Genomic DNA, 18,766 nt, shown 5'->3' on the forward strand with positions numbered 1-18,766 from the left:
CTAGTTCATAAGCAGACGAGAGAATTGGTCAGGCATATGGTCTGCCCAACAAATTTGAGAGTTTTGCTGTTTAAAAATCCCTTGTTGTTCAAGCCAAGCGGAGAACTCAGGAGCGGGTTTTAAACCTAAGAGTTGTCTTAAATAGAGAGCATCATGAAAGGAAGTGGTTTGATAGTTAAGCATGACATCGTCTGAACCCGGAATCCCCATAATAAAGTTAATGCCTGCGGCGCCAAATAGAGTAAGAAGTACATCCATATCATTTTGGTCGGCATCGGCATGGTTGGTATAACAAATGTCGCAGCCCATTGGCACGCCAAGTAACTTACCGCAGAAGTGATCTTCCAGTCCCGCACGTATAATTTGTTTACCGTTAAAGAGATATTCGGGGCCAATAAAACCAACGACTGTATTCACTAAAAGCGGATTGTATTTACGGGCCACTGCATAGGCACGAGTTTCTAATGTTTGTTGGTCTACTCCGTGATGAGCATTGCTTGATAGGGCACTGCCTTGACCCGTTTCAAAGTACATGACGTTTTGTCCAATGGTTCCGCGTTTAAGTGCGAGGGTGGCTTCATATCCTTCTTGTAGTAAATCGAGTGAGATTCCAAAACCTTCATTAGCCAGTTGGGTGCCGGCAATTGATTGGAACATTAAATCAATCGGTACATTTTTTTCAGCCAGTTGAATGCCTGAGCTGATATGCGTAAGTACACAAGATTGCGTTGGAATTTGATATTCCTGAATGACATGATCAAGCAATTTCAGTAGCTCTGACAAATTATGAAGGTTATCCGTGGCAGGGTTAATGCCAATTACGGCATCGCCATTGCCATACATCAAACCATCTAAAATACTGGCTGAAATACCGAGCACATCATCGGTAGGATGGTTGGGTTGTAAACGGGTAGAAAGATGGCCTTTTAAGCCAATTGTGTTGCGAAATTGGGTGACCACTTCACATTTGCTGGCGACATAAATCAAATCTTGATTGCGCATAATTTTACTGACAGCAGCCACCATTTCTGGAGTTAAACCCGATGCTAATGCTTTTAAGCTTTGGGCAGTGGCATCTTCTCCAAGTAGCCAATTTCTAAAATCGCCTACTGTAAAGTGTGAAATAGGGGCAAAGGCTGCCAGATCATGTTCATCAATAATCAGTCGTGTAATTTCATCAGTTTCATAATCGATTACAACTTCATTTAAAAAGGTTTTTAATGGCACATCAGCCAAAGTCATTTGTGCCGCAACATGTTCGGTTGCATCTCTGGCAGCTACACTGGCTAACTCATCGCCTGAACGTAACGGTGTAGCTTTGGCCATTAACGTTTTTAGGTCAGCAAAGTGATACTGTTGATTGGCGACAATATTGCGATAACTCATAGTTACATCCTTTTATTTATAGTTCTTGTTCTGCGGCTTTAATATTTGCAAACTCTTCTTCTGGTGTTCCTTTCACTAAATGATAGCGGCTGTAGAACAAAAAGTAAGCAATAAATACGACATAGATACCGGCAGCAATAAACCACACTTTCGGATTAACAACAAAACCTGCGACCACAGCAGCGACTGCTAAAACTAGTGCAATGCTTGAAGTGATGATTCCTCCTGGAGTTTTATAAGGACGAGGCATGTTGGGTTTAGATAAGCGCAGTTTGATGTGGGATAAAAGAATCAGCACATAAGAAATAGTTGCACCAAAAACCGCGATTAAAATGAGTGAATCGCCTTCTTTTGTGAGTGAAAGTAAGAACCCGATAATGCCCGGAATAATAATTGCCAGATAAGGAGCTTTATTTTTGTTAGTTAACGAGAGTGAAGTAGGTAAGTAACCAGCTCGTGACAATGCAAAGATTTGACGTGAATAGGCATAGATAATTGAGAAGAAACTTGCGATTAAACCAGCTAAACCCACAAAGTTTACGAATGTCGCAAGCCAAGTGTTGGTGCCATAAACTTTAACCAAAGCATCTACCAGAGGGGCACCTGAGTTTTGTAAAGTACTTGCACCTGCTGCGCCTGCACCCAAGAACAAAATAAGCATGGCAAATGCTGTTAAGATGAGCATTGCACCGATTAAACCGCGTGGCAGAGATTTGGCTGGATCTTTTGCTTCTTCTGCTGCTAACGGAACACCTTCTACTGCAAGAAAAAACCAGATAGCAAAAGGAACCGCGGCCCAGATGCCCAAGTAGCCATGAGGTAAAAAAAGACTTGCGCCAACACCTGTACTAACTGGAATATCAAATAAATTTTGTGCATTAAAGTGTGGAATCATTGCCCCAATAAACACGACAAGGGCAACAGCGGCGACAAGTGTAATCGCAAACATGATTTTTAAAGCTTCGCCGGCACCTTTGAGATGTATACCCATAAAAATGGCATAACAGGCGAGGTAAATCATCCAGCCATTAATACCAAATAGAGATTCGCAATAACCACCAATAAATACGGCAATAGCAGCAGGCGCAATTGCGTATTCAATTAAAATCGCTGTGCCTGTTAAATAACCACCAAAAGGTCCAAAGGCAGCACGTGCAAAACTATAACCGCCACCTGCTGTCGGCATCATGGTGGACATTTCTGACATAGAAAGACATAGACACAGGTACATCAAGGCAGCAAGAGCAGTGGCAATAAACATACCACCCCAACCACCTTGGGCAATACCGAAGTTCCAGCCGGCAAAATCACCTGATATCACATAAGCTACGCCTAAACCAATCAGGAGTAACCAACCCACGGTACCTTGTTTAAGTTGGCGCTGAGCAAAATATTCTGCTGATGAGACTTCTGCACTTGAAGAAATAACGGAAGCTGTTTCTGGTTGATTCATACAATACTCCTGCGAGTTGGTTTGTATGAATGAATGCAAAAGCAATGCCTAAATGATGTGCTTTAAATATTAGATGATACTTTTTTATTCGACATAGTAAAAATCTGAGAGCTGACTGTACTAAATAAAAAAGCCAGCAATTTAAATTACCGGCTTTTTATACAATTAATGATCTTGCTTCCTTCTAGCATTGATAGCTTGGTATCAACTTGGTGCGAAACTTAGAAGAAGCCCATTGGTTTGGTTGAATAACTCACCAACAAGTTTTTGGTTTGTTGATAGTGATCTAGCATCATCTTATGGTTTTCACGACCAATACCAGACTTCTTGTAGCCACCAAATGCAGCATGCGCAGGATAGATGTTATAGCAGTTTGTCCAGACACGACCCGCCTCAATAGCACGACCAGCGCGGTAAGAAATATGGGCTGAACGTGACCATACACCTGCACCTAAACCATACATAGTGTCGTTGGCAATTTTGATTGCATCGTCAAAGTCTTTAAATGTTGTCACAGCCAGTACAGGTCCAAAAATTTCTTCTTGGAAAACTTGCATGCTATTGTGGCCTTTAAAAATAGTCGGATCAACATAGAAACCATCACCTACTTCTTTACGGCCACTACCACCAAGTAAGAGTTCTGCACCTTCTTCTCGGCCCGTATTAATACAACGTAAGATTTTCTCTTGTTGTTGCAAAGATGCTTGAGCACCAATCATGGTTTCAGTATCGAGAGGATGACCAGTTTTAATACGTTTTACACGTTCAACAGCCAACTCTAAAAATTGATCAGCAATACTTTCTTGTACTAAAGCACGAGAAGGGCAAGTACATACTTCACCTTGGTTTAAGGCAAACATGGCAAAACCTTCCAGCGTTTTTTCTAAGAAGTCATCTTCTTTATCCATGATGTCTTCAAAGAAAAGGTTCGGTGACTTGCCGCCAAGCTCTAGCGTGACTGGAATAATATTTTCGGTCGCATATTGCATCACCATTTGCCCAGTTTGAGTTGAACCTGTGAACGCAATTTTTGCAATACGTGGGCTTGTCGCTAACGGACGGCCAACTTCTGCACCGAAACCATTCACAATATTAAGTACGCCCGGCGGTAAGATATCTTGGATGAGTTCGGCAACCAACAAAATACCTACCGGAGTTTGCTCAGCTGGCTTAATCACCACACAGTTACCAGCCGCTAAAGCTGGTGCAAGCTTCCATGCAGCCATTAAAATCGGGAAGTTCCATGGAATGATTTGACCAACCACACCTAGCGGTTCATGGAAATGGTAGGCAATGGTATCTTCATCAATTTCAGAGATGCCGCCTTCTTGAGCACGAATACATCCTGCGAAATAACGGAAATGGTCGATTGCAAGTGGAAGGTCAGCTGCTAAAGTTTCACGAACTGCTTTACCGTTGTCCCAAGTTTCTGCAACCGCAAGCATTTCAAGATTTGCTTCTAAACGATCAGCAATTTTTAAAAGTATATTAGAACGTGTAGTCGGTGAAGATTTATTCCATGAAGCTTTCGCTTTGTGTGCTGCATCTAAAGCAAGTTCAATATCTTCAGCACTAGAGCGTGGAATGCGTGTGAAAGCTTTTCCATCCACTGGTGACACATTATCAAAATATTCACCCTTTAGAGGTGCAACCCATTCACCGCCAATAAAATTTTCATATTGTGATTTAAATTGAACTTTTGAGCCTGGTTGATTTGGATCGATATAGCGCATATAAATATTCCTTTGCTTTTTTAGGACTAAAGACTAACAAGAACCCTGTCAGTAAGTACTTTCGTACTTTGTATAATTAGGATATAAAGAAGAAGGTTGGAGAAAGGTTGGAATAGAAATGTGAATATATAAGGAATTTACAAATGTTCACAAAAAAGGATTTATTGCAGCAACGGATGTTGATTGATCAACTGCGCACGCAAAATAGTCTCTCTCCTCAGAACGCTGCCAAACTCGGCCAAAGTATTGCAAGCTCGTGGGAACGATCAGCTTCTGCTGCGATTCCTAAAGAACGATTTGCAGCACCTCTACTTGAAAGAAAATCTGCTTCACAAAATGCTTTAGATCTGGCACTAAGCCAGTGTGCTGATGACTTACGTCATATTGCAGAGCAATCTTCTATGGTCATTGCTGTAGGTGACATTGGTAGTACCATTATCTGGACAGCTTCCAGTGCTCAAATGCAGAGTGCCGCTGAACGTGTACATTTTGTACAAGGTGGTCAATGGCGTGAAGAATTTGTAGGTACGAATGCATTGGCGTTATCTTTAAAAACTCAACAATCAAGCTGTGTTTTTTCCAATGAACATTATATGGAGTCGATTCACGATTGGGTTTGTTATGCGGCACCCATTATCGATCCATACTCAAAACAAACCTTGGGCGTGGTAGATTTATCAACCACATGGAAAAACCATAATACCTTGGGTATTTTGGCCGCTGAGCGTTGTGCCTCCATTATTCAATCTGCCTTGTTAGAACAACAGCGCCAGCACTTACACATCCGGGCATTTTCGACGCCGCAAGTCAAATTTAACGGCAAAAGTTTATTATTGACGCCGCGTCAAATTGAAATTTTAACGATATTGGCACTATGTCCACATGGTTTAACCTTAGAGCATCTCTATCAGGCACTTTATGGTGAGCGTAAAGTAAGCATGGGTACGCTTAAAGCTGAAATGTCTCAATTGCGAGATATATTGGGAGGTTTGCTTGGTTCACGTCCATATCGGTTACTTGTGCATGTTGAGGCCGATTTTTTACAAGCTGAACAAGCGCTTGATGCTGGCTATGTCGCCTCTGCATTGCAGCTTTATACGGGCGTATTTCTGGCAAAAACCGAAAGTCCGTTTCTGTGTGCATGGCGTGACTGCCTTGAGTCGCGCTTAAGTGATGCGATTTTTAAAACCCAAGAAACAGATTTATTACTTAAGCATTTAGCTCATTTTCCCGAAGCAATCGATGCGGTAGAACGTCTTATGGAGTTATTACCGAGTGAACATCCTGCGCATCAATTGCTAGTGAAATATATTGACTCACCTAAGCTAAGTTAGGTGACTTTTTGATCCAGCCATTGGAATAGTTGCTGATAGACTTGTTCCCGTACTGGCTGGGCCGAAAGGACTAAATCGTGTAAACCATTGTGAATAGAGACAACTGAGACATCGCCCTTTATTTTTTTACCGAATTTCGCAATGTCTTTAACATCTAAAATAACATCGCTTTGAGTTGCATCGGGTCCCCATTTGCGTGGGTTTTTAGTTTGGTGCGAATGCATAATCAGGGCTGGAATATTCAATTTAACACCGCGGTGAATTTCTTTTTGCGCAGTATGAATTGCATGTACAAAGCTGAGTTGAACTGTAGGGGCAGAGGTTGGTTTCCAATCGAGGTTGAAATCCCATTCACCTTTAAGCTGCTTATGAAGACTGGTGGTGTACCATTTGTTCAGTTGGCTTGGAAATTTAACTTTTGGCAGATATTTTCCTACTCGACTGAGCATTGGAATACCAAACTTCTTTTCGACTAAGCTTAAATTAAAATCGTAAAACGGACTATTCGCCCAGAGTGCTTTAATGAGGGGATGATCAGGATGATGCGCAGCATAAAGCGTTGCCGTTAAGCCGCCTGTTGAGTGACCTGCAAGTAAAACTTGTGTATGTTTTTCTTGGCCAATAATCTCTAATGCTTGAGTAATTTCGGCATCATATTCATTTAAATCGAGCACATTATAGAAAATTTGATGAGGCAGTTTTGAGCGGCCATATTTTCTTAAATCGAGTGCATAGAAGTCATAACCATGGGCATTGAATTGCTCGGCCATTTCGGTTTGAAAGAAATAATCTAAAAAACCATGAATATAAAGTACGGCTTTTTGAGTCGATTGAGTGGCTTTTTTACGAACTAAGGTGGCTACAACTTTACCTTCATAATCATCTGGAAAGTTGAGCGTTAGCTGTTCATAGCCGGCACCTAAAATATCTGGGGCGTAATTGTGTTTAGCTGTAGATGTATTCATTTTTATCGAGCTATTGTCATTAAGTCATGTTAAGTATCCTTCAATGAAATGGGCAAATTGTCAATTAGGTTTAGAGAAGGTTGGAGTATAGGTTTTAAAAAAAGGGAATACCGCTGGAGCTAAGTATTCCCCAAAAAGTAAGTCAACGGTCGGAGGGATTTGACTTACTACAGGAACATAGCGTTACATCAGTATTAAAGTGCTGCTTTGAAAATCTCCACAACTTGTGCATGGTTTGCTTTACGAGGGTTGGTGAGCATACATGCATCTTTTTGAGCATTTTCGGCCATCACCGCGAGGTCCTCAGTTTTTACGCCCAGTTCTGTTAGGCCAGATGGGATACCAATTGAAGAAGACAGTTTACGAATGGCATCAATTGCAGCATACGCAGCTTCTGTTACGGTGAGACCGTGGGTATTTACACCCATTAATTCTGCGATTTTTGCATAACGATCTGGACAAGCAATTAAGTTAAATTCACAAACATGTGGTAGCAAGATTGCGTTACATACACCATGAGGTAGGTTGTAGAACCCGCCCAACTGGTGTGCCATTGCATGAACATAACCTAAAGATGCATTGTTAAATGCCATACCAGCCAAGTACTGCGCATAGCTCATCGCATCACGTGCCTCGATGTTTTCGCCATTTGCGACAGCGGGTTGGAGCCACTGGCTAATCATGGTGATTGCTTTTTCAGCACACGCATCGGTAATTGGGTTTGCTGCTGTAGATACATATGCTTCAACTGCATGGGTTAATGCATCCATACCTGTTGCAGCCGTTAAACCCGCCGGTTTTGCAATCATGAGTTTCGGGTCATCGATCGCAATGAGTGGGGTACAACGCCAGTCCACGATAGCCATTTTTACGTGAGTATCTGTATTGGTAATAATACAGAAACGAGTCATTTCAGATGCAGTACCAGCCGTTGTATTCACTGCAATCAATGGCGTCATCGGTACTTTACTTTTATCGATACCTTCGTAGTCACGAATATGACCACCACCTGCAGTCACTAAGCCAATCCCTTTTGCACAGTCATGAGATGAGCCGCCGCCTAACGACACAATAAAGTCACAGCCATTTTCGTTATAGGCATTCACACCGTTGTGAACATTAATATCGGTTGGGTTAGGTTCCGCGCCCGGGAAAATATGGCTCGCTACGCCTGCTTCGGTTAAATAGCTTGCGATAAGATCTGCAACGCCAAATTTAAATAGCCCTTCATCGGTCACAATTAATGCTTTTTTTGCGCCGAGGTTCTGCGCCTTTGTTCCAATTTCTTTGGCACATCCTGGTCCAAAGAGTGATACGCAAGGAATATAAAAACCGTTTGTTTGATCTGCAATATTTTTAAAAGCCATGGAGTGATTCCTTTTTCCATAAATCCATTGTTTGTTATTACAGGTGAGCCTCACCATGGCCTTAGTATTGTGATGTGTAGATTATTTTCCTACCTACCAAAAACCTACCAAATACCAACTTGATATTAGTTATTGATTTATATTGTTTTTATAGAAAATTTGGCTCATTCATTTAAATTTTTCGGGAAAATCGTTAAGCTATGGGCTGTTGAAGATGTACATATGAGATTATGAAACAGGAAACTGCACTTAAACTGCTAAAAGCAGGTGAAAATGTTTTTTTAACCGGTTCGGCTGGTGCAGGGAAAACCTATACACTCAATCAGTACATCCATTATTTAAAAGCGCGTAAAGTACCTGTAGCGATTACAGCATCTACTGGTATTGCTGCAACGCATATGAATGGCATGACCATTCATACATGGGCTGGTATTGGCATCAAAGATCATCTAACTGACGATGACTTGAAACGCATGAGAGAGCGTAAATATCTCAAGGAACACCTTGAAAACGCGCAAGTTCTTGTGATTGATGAAATCTCAATGCTCCATGCGAAGCAACTTAATCTGGTCAATCAGGTTTTAAAATATTTTAAAGAAAGTGATGAAGCATTCGGTGGCATTCAAGTGATTGTAGCTGGAGATTTCTTCCAGTTGCCACCCGTAGGCCGTAATGGTGAAGCCAATCGTGACAAGTTCTGTTTTATGTCTGATGCATGGGTCGAAGCCAAATTTCGGGTATGTTATTTAACAGAACAACACCGCCAAGATGATGAAATTCTGAATCAGATATTAAATGCGATTCGTGCGCAAAGTATTCAAACCGAGCATTTGCAAGCTTTGCATCAATCCCGTAGTCATGACATTGGCGAAACCTTTACTCGTCTTTATACGCATAACATGGATGTCGACAATATCAATTATCAGCACTTAAATGAAATTGATAATGAAGGACATCAATTTAATGCGGTTTTAGATGGTAATGAAAAGTTATTAGAAACTTTAAAGTCTTCAGTTCGTGCTCCGGAAGAACTCACACTTAAAAAACATGCCAAAGTGATGTTTGTAAAAAACAACTTTGATATGGGTTATATCAACGGAAGTTTAGGTGAGGTGATCGGTTTTGAAGAAGATGACGAAAATGGGTTATTGCCAAAGGTAAAATTAACCGATGGTACAACTTTGCTGGTAGCGCCTGAAACATGGTCAATTGAAAATGAAGCAGGAAAAGTCATTGCAAGTTTCCAGCAAATTCCACTTCGTTTGGCGTGGGCGATTACCATTCATAAAAGCCAAGGTATGACTTTGGAAGCTGCTGAAATTAACCTGATGCATACCTTTGAAAAAGGGCAAGGTTATGTTGCGCTCTCACGTTTGAAGTCTTTAACAGGGTTAAAATTATTAGGTTTTAATGAACAAGCTTTGGAGTTAGATAGTCTGGCTGTAAAAGCTGATCGCCGTTTTCAAGAACTTTCTAAAGAAGCCGAAGATAATTTTGCTAATGTCGATTTAACGGCTCAACATAAAGCCTTTATTCGTCATTGTGGTGGAACCTTAAATGAAACTGAAATTTCAAGAAATGAGAAAAAACTAGCGAGAGGCGAGAAGCAAAATTACGCCTCAGCGACTTTGGACGAAACTCGTGCATTGTTTGAAGAAGGCTACGAAATTGAAGATATCGCACATGAACGAGGTCTAACACCTGCAACCATTATTAATCACTTGGCTCGACTTCATAAAGAACAAAAGCTGGATATTTCGGTTGCCCATCCAGGCGAAGAAGTAGTCGAAGAAGTGCGTAAAATTTATAAGAAGTTGAAAAAGCGTCAAAATCCAGATCATTTTTCTGATGATGGTTCGATCAAACTAAGACCAATTGTTGAAGCAACTAGCCCTCGAATGGGATATGATCAAGTTCGATTAGCTTTATTATTTATTGAATAAAGTTCAATGGGCTTAATGACTTATTATATAAATTGAGGTGGCTATGCCGCACGTTGTAGTTGATTATTCAGATAACTTAACTGGACTAAATGCAAAACAATTACTTGAAGAAATTAATACCACGCTGATTGAAACAGAGTTGTTTAGTCCAGAAGACATCAAAAGCCGTGCACGTAAAGATGAAGTTTTTCTGATTGGCTTAGGGGTCGATCAAGCTTATATTCATGTAAAGGCGTATATTTTGTCTGGAAGAACTGCCGAACAAAAACAGCTTATGGGGGAGCAATTGTTGGCGGCGCTCAGCAACAAAAAATATCTACCCCAAGAGTTTAATAAAGAAATTCAGTTGTGTGTTGAGCTTATCGACATGCCAAGAGATGATTATTTTAAGCAAGTTGTATAATTCTAAAAAACGCAATTTCGATCAAGAATAGCGATGAGCACTATGTAAAAGTAGTGCTATCGAATGAACAGACATGAATGTATGGCTGTATATACACAAAAGCTGCAACTGGTTTGCAATTATATTCAAAGACATTTAGATGAAGACCTAGATGTTGATCGGTTGAGCCAGATCGCAGCTTTATCTAAGTTCCATTTTCATCGCATTTTTGCCATTCATATTGGTTTAAATGTGATGAAGTTTATTCAACTTTCTCGTTTAAAGCGGGCCTCTTTTCAATTGGCTTTTGAACCTGATCTCAAGATTATTGAGATTGCATTACAAGCAGGGTTTGATAGTCCAGAGGCATTTACTCGTGCATTTAAGCGTTCATTTGATCAAACTCCTCGAGCTTTTAGAGATAAACCGGACTGGGAATCTTGGCATCAGAAGTTTGTTTTTACGATTCCGAAAAGTGAGTTAAAAATGAATGTAAATATTGTTGAGCGACCTGCTGAAAAGATTGCGTATTTATCGCATTTAGGAAGCCCTGATAAAGTCTTTGAAACGGCTGCACGTTTTATTGCTTGGCGCAAAGAAACAGGTTTGTCACCAGTGACCAAGTCTAGAACGTATGGTATTCCTTTTGCTGACCCTGAGCAGACACCATCTGATGAGTTTCAATTTGATATTGCTGGTTCAATTGAAAAGGCTGTACCTGAAAATACTTATGGTGTACAGACAGGTGAAATTCCTGCGGGGCGTTATGCAACCGTAAGACATTTGGGTAGCCATGACCAGATTAAAGATAGCGTCTATTACATCTTTAGAAACTGGTTACCTGAGCAACCAGAAGAGGCAGGGGATTATCCGGTTTTCTTTCACTATCATAACTTTGTGCATGATGTGAATGAATGTGACCTTGTGACAGATATCTACTTACTTTTAAAGTGAGTCTAGTGTCATTCAGGCATAACTTAGGTTATGCCTGTTTATTTAAAAGTTTGATATCTGCATATTGCTCAATCAGATTGTCATCTAGCATATGGATATAATCCATAAATATGCTACTAAAACTACCCATCGTTTGTGCTTGATTTGCAGCAAGTTTACCTGCAATTGCAAAATGAATATGAGCTGAAAGAGCTGCAATAGTTGGTGTCGTCACAGCGCTATATGCTGCAATTAATGCACCCAAAGCGCAGCCAGTTGCAGTAATTTTGGGTTGTAACGGGCTTCCGCCGTTTACTTGGATCACAGCATCTAATTCTCTAGATAAAATATAATCTGACTCACCTGAAATAGCGATACAGTCTGCATGTGCTAATAGTGCATAAGCCTGTTGATAACCTTGGTCACTGCTTAAAGTGCTGTCTACACCTTTTGATTGAACCTGATTGCCTGCAAGCGTGCTAATTTCTGAGGCATTACCACGTATAACGTTTGGTTTGAACTGCAAAAGCTCGTCTGTCATTTGACTGCGCCAAGCTAAAATTGGTCCGTAGCCCACCGGATCGAGTACCCACGGTACTTCATTAAGCTGTGCGGTCTTAGCAGAGATTTGCATGGCTTGCATTTGCTCTAAAGTCGGTGTACCTAAATTAATGCTTAAAGCCGATGAAATTTTGGTAAAACTTTCTGCTTCATAAGGATTATCAATCATGGCAGGTGAAGCACCGGAAGCGAGTAACACATTGGCTGTATAGTTGGCAGCAACGCTATTGGTAATACATTGCACAAGAGGCGTTTTTGCCTGCATGTTTTGCCAAGCTTCAATCACCTGTTCAATGAGGTTGGATGTCGAAGTCATCTGATAATCCTTATTAAGCCAGAGATAAGAAAGTTAACGGGTAAAATAGTGATCTTGATGTTTGCAATTTTGGCAAATCAACGACACATAATCTGATGCATCATAGTCCACGCTTAGATCATTTGAACCACAGTACATACAACGTTTAACCGAGTAAAAGTTTAAACGAGGTTCGATTTTTCGCCATGCTTTCCATACAGGTTGTACAAATATCTGTTCGTCATAACCTAAAAAGCGGTTAAATAATATATGGCTCATTTTACTGTAAGGAATATTGTAAGGGCGGGGCAACATCGAAGTTTCCCACTTTTCAGCCAAAGCTCGTTCCCGATATTGCTCTAAAGTTTTCTTTAATAGATTGGTGTTAATAAATTTTTCGTTTCGTGGCTGTAGTGCCTTTTGTTTATAAAGATATTCAAGTGCAGTCTGAATAAGATAATAAATTTGACCAATCGCCAATGAGTCCATTAAACGGTAGCAAAAGGCTTGAAAATTAGAGCTTCCTGCAATTTGGATACCCCAAGTTCGGCAATAGAACTGAGTGAACTGAATAATTTCTTGATAGAGCACCTGAAACAGCACGTCTTTCACTTCATCGGCACTACGAAATGGAATACCAAGACTTAGGTTTTCATAGAACCAGTGGCGTAATTGCTGAGCTACACTAAATAAACTTGGGTCGCTATAGCCATCTAGACGAATATTTAAATAAAAGCACTGTGGTTCATCGGTTTGATCTTGTGCATTTAAAATCCCATCTTTATGAAGCTGTTTAATGAGATGGTTCTGGAACATCCAGTTGGGGGTAATAGGCTGATATTTTATCTGGTCCCAGTGAATATATTCGTCATGTGCAACATCGTCTCGTGCATAGTCATCGAGCAGACTAAGCAGAAAAAGTTTATTTAAAAAACTAAGTTGCTCCAGAATGCGCTGAGGTTGGTCTTTTGACTTAAATTGGCGTTGTTCTTGTAGGCGTGTTTGCTGTAAAAGCTTTTTCCGTTGTTTTGTGCATTGGTCGCAATGACACGTCATTTTTGTGTCTTTAAATACACGGTGTTGGCAATGGCTACATTCATGAAATTGAACGTCTTGCTCAAATTGTTCGGCATCTACCCAGTACATCGATGCTTGGCAGAGAGGGCAATGGCTACTTTCATCTAGCTGTTTTTGTAGAATTTGTAAGGCCATTTCGCTCCGAACGTTTAAATTAATCATGACTGACCTATTATACACAGCCGCATTGCCAATAGATGAGATTGTCTTTTTGTTTGGTGCAAAAATAGAAAACCTAAAGTCTTTGTTTTGACTTTAGGTTTTTATAAGAGGTTACAAGTTAAGATTAAACAGGGCACGGCAAGGTCTCATCATTTTGTCCAAGTTTTTTGGCATTGATCAGTGCCTGCACTTTTTTACTTGGTAATTTCACTTTACCTAAGGCGTCATACGTATTAACGATAGTGGTTACCTCCTGAGCAGTCATTGAAATACCTTCGGCAGACAAGAACACGGCAATTACATGGTGGTCGAGTCCTGCTGCATTTAGATCATGAATCGCTTTAATGTTTTCTAGTCGATGTAAATAAGCTTTTAATTCCATAGTGAGTTCCTCTTGTTCTGATTGAAATACTTATACTGGTATATTGGATAAGGCAAGAACCATGCCCAAAATGTAAGCAGCTCCTCAAAAATGTTAAAAGCGAAAGGAGTTTTATTTTTATTGTATAGATTGATTATATAAGCAGCGATTATCGTAATTTTGGTCTAATCTGTGCTAATAAAAGACGATTCTAATTTGAAATGTATAAATGAAGTCCCATTAATTTTATAAAGGTAAACAAACACAGTATGTATGAATGTGTATGATCAAGTTCATAAAATTCGTACTACGGTTTCCGAAAAGTATATAAGGAATAAAGATGAATATTGCGGCGCAGCCTCCAGTTCAGGCAGATCAAACAGTTTATTTAAAAGATTATCAAAAACCTGCGTTCTTGGTCGAATCAATTAATCTTGATATTCAAGTCTATGACGATAAAACAATTGTTGATTCAACATTGGTCATGAAGCGTCAAACTGCTGGAGACTTGGTGCTACTGGGCCGTGATCTTGAGTTGCAATCTATTCAGCTCAATGGCCAAGATCTTACTCCTGCACAATATTCACTCGATAGTGAACAACTGGTGATCACTGATGCACCAGATGAAGTCATTTTACAAACTCAAGTGATTATTCACCCGGAAACCAACACTCAGCTTGAAGGTTTATATAAAGCTGGCGACTTATTTGTAACGCAAAATGAGCCTGAAGGTTTCCGTAAAATTACGTTCTATCCAGACCGTCCAGACGTACTTTCAGTTTTTACTACACGTGTAGAAGCAGACAAAAAATATCCGGTTTTACTTGCGAATGGTAACTTGCTTGAAACAGGTGAAGTTGGTGAAAACCGTCACTTTGCGATCTGGCAAGATCCAACTAAAAAGCCAAGCTATTTGTTTGCTTGTGTGATTGGTGATTTAGCTGTATTGAAAGACCGCTATACGACTTCGGAAGGACGTGATGTCGCTTTAGAAATCTATGCCATTGAGAAAGACATTCCAAAATGCCATATCGCAATGGAAGCTTTAAAACATTCTATGCGCTGGGATGAGGAGCACTATGGCCGTGCCTATGATCTCGACAACTATATGATTGTTGCGGTGAGCCAGTTCAACATGGGTGCTATGGAAAATAAAGGTTTAAATATCTTTAACACCTCATGCGTACTTGCCGATGAAGAATACACAACTGACGCAGCGATTATGCGTGTACAGTCTGTGATCGCCCATGAATATTTCCATAACTGGACAGGGAACCGTATTACTTGTCGTGACTGGTTCCAGTTGTGCTTAAAAGAAGGCTTAACGGTATTCCGTGATCAATCTTTCTCGGAAGATTTACAATCTGCTGCGGTTCAACGTATTGACGATGTCGCTGTTCTTAAATCGCATCAATTCCCAGAAGATGCAGGTCCATTGTCGCACCCACCACGCCCAGACCACTTTGTCGAAATTAATAACTTCTATACAGCGACTGTTTATGAAAAAGGTGCGGAAATTAACCGCATGATGTCGACATTACTGGGTAAAGAAAAATTCCGTCAGGGAACGGATGAATATTTCCGCCGTCATGATGGACAAGCCGTAACTGTTGAAGACTGGGTTGCTGCACTCTCTGCAGGTTCAGGTGTTGATTTATCTGCATTCTTAACTTGGTATAACCAACCAGGTACACCAAAGCTTGAAGCGAAAGGTGAATATGATGCAGCAGCGCAAACTTATCGTCTAAGCTTTAAACAAAGCCTAAAAGCACATCCTAAATATCCAAACTTAAAAGCTGTTCCGATTCCTGTAGCGTTGGCATTATTTAATGCGAAAACAGGTGAACAATATACGCTCCAAAGCGAAAGCCTATTTGTAAATGGTGTTAAAGATGGCGTGTATTTATTTGACCAAGACGAGGCAGCTATTGAGTTTACAGGGGTAACTGAGCAACCTGTTGTTTCACTACTACGTAATTTCTCTGCACCTGTAAATCTGGTATTTGATTACAGTGATGAAGAATTAGCATTCTTAATTCAACATGAAACAAATGGTTTTAACCAATGGCAAGCAACACAAACCTTGCTTGAACGTATTTTGTTAGAAGATCACTCTGCGGATACCTATATTCAAGCTATTCAAAGTACATTGCCTGAATTGGTTGGTCGTGATCCACTTTTAGCATCGCGTTTGTTTGATGTACCAACTGAAGGTTATTTGGGTAGCCGTATTGATCAAAACTATGCACCAGCCGATACTCATGTAAAACGTGAAGCCTTACTCAATCGTTTGGCACAAGAGTTGGGTTCGTTCTGGAAAGATACGTACCTTACACTTGACCCAGACTTGCAAAAAGAATTCTCTTTAGCGATGGGTGTACGTGCATTAAAGAACATTATGCTCATGATGATGGCGCGTCAGGGTGATCAAAGTGCATTTGAATTAGCTTATGAGCAATATCAAAGCACGGGGAATATGTCTGAACGTTTAGGTGCCCTGCGTGTACTAGTGTGGCAAAGTGCGCCTCAAGCACAAGAAGCCCTAGCTGATTTCTATAACCGCTTTAAAGATGAAGCATTGTCTTTGGACCAATGGTTTATGATTCAGGCAGCAAACCCAAATGCTACAGTTGAGACAATTGAATATCTAACTCAGCATCCTGATTATGACTTAACCACACCAAACCGTATTCGCGCCGTGAGTGGTGGTTTGTCAAATAACCCTGAAAATACATGGGGCTTTGGTGTAGCTCACTTTATTAATCTTGCAGAATATCTGGACGAGAAAAACCCGATTTTAGGTTCACGCTTATTACAGGTGTTATCTCGCTGGTATACGCTTGCCGAACCTCAGCGCACTCAAGTGCAACAGGCTTTACAAGCATTGCAGCCTAAAGTGAAATCTAAAAACGTTTCTGAAACTTTAAATAGTATGCTGAGCGTTTAATAATATTTAAGCATATTGAATAGAGGCCTCTTGAGGGGCCTTTATTTTTATATAATTAACTAAATCAAAAAAATATAAAGAAATAGGAATTATATCTCAATTAATAATTAATGATTTATTTTAAATATATCTTTTAATTATTCTTAAAAATAGAGACTAGCTTATCCATTAATTAGAAAAATATTTTAAATTATTCTATAAATTTTATTTTTATTCTTATAGTTTTTGCTAAAAATATTGAAATATTTATTTAAATTTTTTCTAAATTATTTTATTGGTATTTAATTAAATTAATAAAAATCAATTATTTGTTTTTTGTATTGTTAATGAATTGTTAATGAAGGGTTAGAATGGGTAATTGTATTTTATTAATTGAAAATTGAAATAAAAACATACTCATACAATTTAAATTTTTTTATGTATGATGCCAAAAATAGAGTAAAAAATATAAGCTTTAAAAGAGCAGTCGAATAAAAGTGATTGTAATGGTGAAGATTAATTTTTTTACATCTATTAATTCCAACAATTTAATGTAAAAAGGTTTTAACCATGAAAAAGACTTTTTTTTATTTATCAGCATTTGCTGTAGGATTATCTTCTCTCAATGCAGCCAATGCCGCTACAGCAACAGGCACCTTGACGGTTAGAGCTACAGTAACAAATAGCTGTGTCCTGAATACCTCAGCTACTGGTACGACAGCTAATGCAGTTCTAGACTTTGGCACCTTAAGTTCTCTGGCTGGTAATGTAGACGCAGATACTACGACTACTGGTGGTACTCCAATTAGGGTGTTGTGTAACAACACTGTGCCATGGACTTTGTCATTTGATGGTGGACAAAATGTTCTATCAACTCAACGTCGTATGATTGGTGGCGCGTCTACTACAGAATATATTCCTTATAACCTTTACTCTGACACAGGGCGTGCTACGGCTATTGGAGTTGCAACAACTGCTTATAGTGGAACAGGCACGGGTAATGTCCAGACAGTTAACGTGTATGGCCGTATCCCTGCTGGTACAACTTTACCAAGTGCAGGTAGCTATGTTGACACTGTGACAGTCACAGTAACTTATTAAATTTTATAAATTATAAATATAGTTAGCCCTTTAAAAGGGCTAATACTTTAGAAAGATATATACTTGGGTTAATTATGAAAAAAAACATTTTTATTATTACGGGATTATTCTTATCTTTATCGAGCACTATTTATGCCGCTACAATTCGTCTTTCACCCGTAACGGTGGAAATTTTAAGTAATCAAAGTGCTTCTTCGATTAGTTTATATAATCAGTCAAATGAAAGTACCGATTTACAGGTGCGTGTATTTGAGTGGAGTCAAAACAATGGACACGATCAATTAACCCCTACGGATGAAATTGCGGTTAGTCCACCTTTTTTAAAATTACAACCTAATGACTCTTATAATTTACGTGTAGTGAGGGTTAATCCAACACCAGTTTCTGGTGAAAAAACCTATCGTATTATTATTGATGAGCTGCCAAAACCTATGGATAGCCGCAAAGTTAGTCAAGGTATAAATGTCTTACTTCGCTCATCATTACCTGTATTTGTAGTGAATAAAGATGCGATTACTCAACTAAATTGGAAAATTGATAATAGTCAAAAAACCACTTCTTTAAATATCAGCAATATTGGAAACAGGCATGCACTTTTAAATGACTTAAAACTTGTAGATCTAACAGCAAATAAGAGTTACTCCATTAAAGTAAATACAGTGAATGGTTATATTCTTGCAGAACAATCACGAAGCTATCCGATTAGTAATTTTTCATATCAGCCCGACCATAAATACAGTATTTCCTTAACAGTTAATGGTAAGAAAGTCACGCTATAAGAGGCTTA

At 39.6% G+C, this 18,766-nt stretch carries 15 protein-coding genes; 7 read left to right on the top strand and 8 right to left on the bottom strand.

Annotated elements, in window-relative coordinates; translation table 11 throughout:
• The 3 genes from MKL36_RS14875 to exaC all read right to left on the bottom strand — a co-directional run bounded on the left by MKL36_RS14875 (position 1) and on the right by exaC (position 4,572).
• A complete protein-coding gene (locus tag MKL36_RS14875; RefSeq protein ID WP_021510425.1) occupies positions 1–1,386 on the bottom strand; it encodes an ethanolamine ammonia-lyase subunit EutB in 1,386 nt (461 codons plus the stop codon).
• A 16-nt stretch (positions 1,387–1,402) separates the two neighbouring features.
• Positions 1,403–2,839: an ethanolamine permease gene (gene eat / locus MKL36_RS14880; RefSeq protein ID WP_001075438.1), complete on the bottom strand. Its 1,437-nt coding sequence runs from the start codon at positions 2,837–2,839 to the stop codon at positions 1,403–1,405.
• A gap of 221 nt (positions 2,840–3,060) precedes the next feature.
• Positions 3,061–4,572, bottom strand: a complete 1,512-nt coding sequence (exaC, locus tag MKL36_RS14885) for an acetaldehyde dehydrogenase ExaC (protein WP_001269055.1) — start codon at positions 4,570–4,572, stop codon at positions 3,061–3,063.
• Positions 4,573–4,715: 143 nt separating this feature from the next.
• Here exaC and MKL36_RS14890 point away from each other — a divergent pair, with 143 nt between their 5' ends.
• Entirely contained in the window at positions 4,716–5,906 is a 1,191-nt protein-coding gene (locus MKL36_RS14890) for a helix-turn-helix domain-containing protein (RefSeq protein WP_000494374.1), read from the top strand.
• On the opposite strand, the gene MKL36_RS14895 is transcribed toward MKL36_RS14890, so the two are convergent.
• Complete coding sequence (locus MKL36_RS14895) at positions 5,903–6,871, bottom strand: alpha/beta hydrolase (protein ID WP_021510426.1); 969 nt, start codon at positions 6,869–6,871, stop codon at positions 5,903–5,905. The genes MKL36_RS14890 and MKL36_RS14895 overlap by 4 nt on opposite strands.
• Positions 6,872–7,065: 194 nt before the next feature.
• Positions 7,066–8,238, bottom strand: coding sequence for an iron-dependent methanol dehydrogenase (gene mdh / locus MKL36_RS14900; protein WP_000874704.1), 1,173 nt, complete (start codon positions 8,236–8,238; stop codon positions 7,066–7,068).
• Positions 8,239–8,468: 230 nt separating this feature from the next.
• Between mdh and MKL36_RS14905 the strand changes: the two genes are divergently transcribed.
• From MKL36_RS14905 to MKL36_RS14915, 3 genes are all read left to right on the top strand, one after another.
• Positions 8,469–10,181 (top strand): AAA family ATPase, encoded by a 1,713-nt coding sequence (locus tag MKL36_RS14905; RefSeq protein ID WP_021510427.1) that lies wholly within the window; start codon positions 8,469–8,471, stop codon positions 10,179–10,181.
• Between the two features lie 43 nt (positions 10,182–10,224).
• The gene (locus MKL36_RS14910) at positions 10,225–10,584 is read left to right on the top strand and encodes a 5-carboxymethyl-2-hydroxymuconate Delta-isomerase (protein WP_001120983.1); all 360 of its coding nucleotides are present in this window, start codon (positions 10,225–10,227) and stop codon (positions 10,582–10,584) included.
• A gap of 81 nt (positions 10,585–10,665) precedes the next feature.
• Positions 10,666–11,517 carry an AraC family transcriptional regulator gene (locus MKL36_RS14915; RefSeq protein ID WP_021510428.1) on the top strand — a complete coding sequence of 284 codons (852 nt, stop codon included), beginning with the start codon at positions 10,666–10,668 and terminating at the stop codon, positions 11,515–11,517.
• Between the two features lie 28 nt (positions 11,518–11,545).
• On the opposite strand, the gene thiM is transcribed toward MKL36_RS14915, so the two are convergent.
• The 3 genes from thiM to MKL36_RS14930 form a co-directional block, all read right to left on the bottom strand.
• Positions 11,546–12,373: a hydroxyethylthiazole kinase gene (gene thiM, locus MKL36_RS14920; RefSeq protein ID WP_021510429.1), complete on the bottom strand. Its 828-nt coding sequence runs from the start codon at positions 12,371–12,373 to the stop codon at positions 11,546–11,548.
• A gap of 33 nt (positions 12,374–12,406) precedes the next feature.
• Positions 12,407–13,564, bottom strand: a complete 1,158-nt coding sequence (locus MKL36_RS14925) for a hypothetical protein (RefSeq protein WP_021510430.1) — start codon at positions 13,562–13,564, stop codon at positions 12,407–12,409.
• Positions 13,565–13,715: 151 nt separating this feature from the next.
• Positions 13,716–13,973, bottom strand: coding sequence for a hypothetical protein (locus MKL36_RS14930; protein WP_021510431.1), 258 nt, complete (start codon positions 13,971–13,973; stop codon positions 13,716–13,718).
• Positions 13,974–14,292: 319 nt separating this feature from the next.
• Here MKL36_RS14930 and pepN point away from each other — a divergent pair, with 319 nt between their 5' ends.
• The 3 genes from pepN to MKL36_RS14945 all read left to right on the top strand — a co-directional run bounded on the left by pepN (position 14,293) and on the right by MKL36_RS14945 (position 18,758).
• Complete coding sequence (gene pepN, locus MKL36_RS14935; RefSeq protein WP_021510432.1) at positions 14,293–16,899, top strand: aminopeptidase N; 2,607 nt, start codon at positions 14,293–14,295, stop codon at positions 16,897–16,899.
• A 549-nt stretch (positions 16,900–17,448) separates the two neighbouring features.
• On the top strand, positions 17,449–17,979 hold the full coding sequence (locus tag MKL36_RS14940; RefSeq protein WP_000750672.1) for a Csu type fimbrial protein: 531 nt from the start codon (positions 17,449–17,451) through the stop codon (positions 17,977–17,979).
• 74 nt (positions 17,980–18,053) lie between these two features.
• The gene (locus tag MKL36_RS14945) at positions 18,054–18,758 is read left to right on the top strand and encodes a fimbrial biogenesis chaperone (RefSeq protein ID WP_021510433.1); all 705 of its coding nucleotides are present in this window, start codon (positions 18,054–18,056) and stop codon (positions 18,756–18,758) included.
• The last annotated feature ends 8 nt before the right edge of the window (positions 18,759–18,766 follow it).

The sequence above is a fragment of the Acinetobacter sp. AOR12_HL genome, from assembly GCF_027855275.1.
GTDB lineage: Bacteria > Pseudomonadota > Gammaproteobacteria > Pseudomonadales > Moraxellaceae > Acinetobacter > Acinetobacter baumannii.

Bases quoted from the DNA above. Each gene is read 5' to 3' on its own strand.
- MKL36_RS14945 (WP_021510433.1), top strand. From the start codon at position 18,054: ATGAAAAAAAACATTTTTATTATTACGGGATTATTCTTATCTTTATCG.
- MKL36_RS14890 (WP_000494374.1), top strand. From the start codon at position 4,716: ATGTTCACAAAAAAGGATTTATTGCAGCAACGGATGTTGATTGATCAA.
- MKL36_RS14915 (WP_021510428.1), top strand. From the start codon at position 10,666: ATGGCTGTATATACACAAAAGCTGCAACTGGTTTGCAATTATATTCAA.
- eat (WP_001075438.1), bottom strand. From the start codon at position 2,839: ATGAATCAACCAGAAACAGCTTCCGTTATTTCTTCAAGTGCAGAAGTC.
- MKL36_RS14930 (WP_021510431.1), bottom strand. From the start codon at position 13,973: ATGGAATTAAAAGCTTATTTACATCGACTAGAAAACATTAAAGCGATT.
- MKL36_RS14875 (WP_021510425.1), bottom strand. From the start codon at position 1,386: ATGAGTTATCGCAATATTGTCGCCAATCAACAGTATCACTTTGCTGAC.
- MKL36_RS14925 (WP_021510430.1), bottom strand. From the start codon at position 13,564: ATGGCCTTACAAATTCTACAAAAACAGCTAGATGAAAGTAGCCATTGC.
- MKL36_RS14940 (WP_000750672.1), top strand. From the start codon at position 17,449: ATGAAAAAGACTTTTTTTTATTTATCAGCATTTGCTGTAGGATTATCT.
- thiM (WP_021510429.1), bottom strand. From the start codon at position 12,373: ATGACTTCGACATCCAACCTCATTGAACAGGTGATTGAAGCTTGGCAA.
- mdh (WP_000874704.1), bottom strand. From the start codon at position 8,238: ATGGCTTTTAAAAATATTGCAGATCAAACAAACGGTTTTTATATTCCT.
- pepN (WP_021510432.1), top strand. From the start codon at position 14,293: ATGAATATTGCGGCGCAGCCTCCAGTTCAGGCAGATCAAACAGTTTAT.
- MKL36_RS14910 (WP_001120983.1), top strand. From the start codon at position 10,225: ATGCCGCACGTTGTAGTTGATTATTCAGATAACTTAACTGGACTAAAT.
- exaC (WP_001269055.1), bottom strand. From the start codon at position 4,572: ATGCGCTATATCGATCCAAATCAACCAGGCTCAAAAGTTCAATTTAAA.
- MKL36_RS14905 (WP_021510427.1), top strand. From the start codon at position 8,469: ATGAAACAGGAAACTGCACTTAAACTGCTAAAAGCAGGTGAAAATGTT.
- MKL36_RS14895 (WP_021510426.1), bottom strand. From the start codon at position 6,871: ATGAATACATCTACAGCTAAACACAATTACGCCCCAGATATTTTAGGT.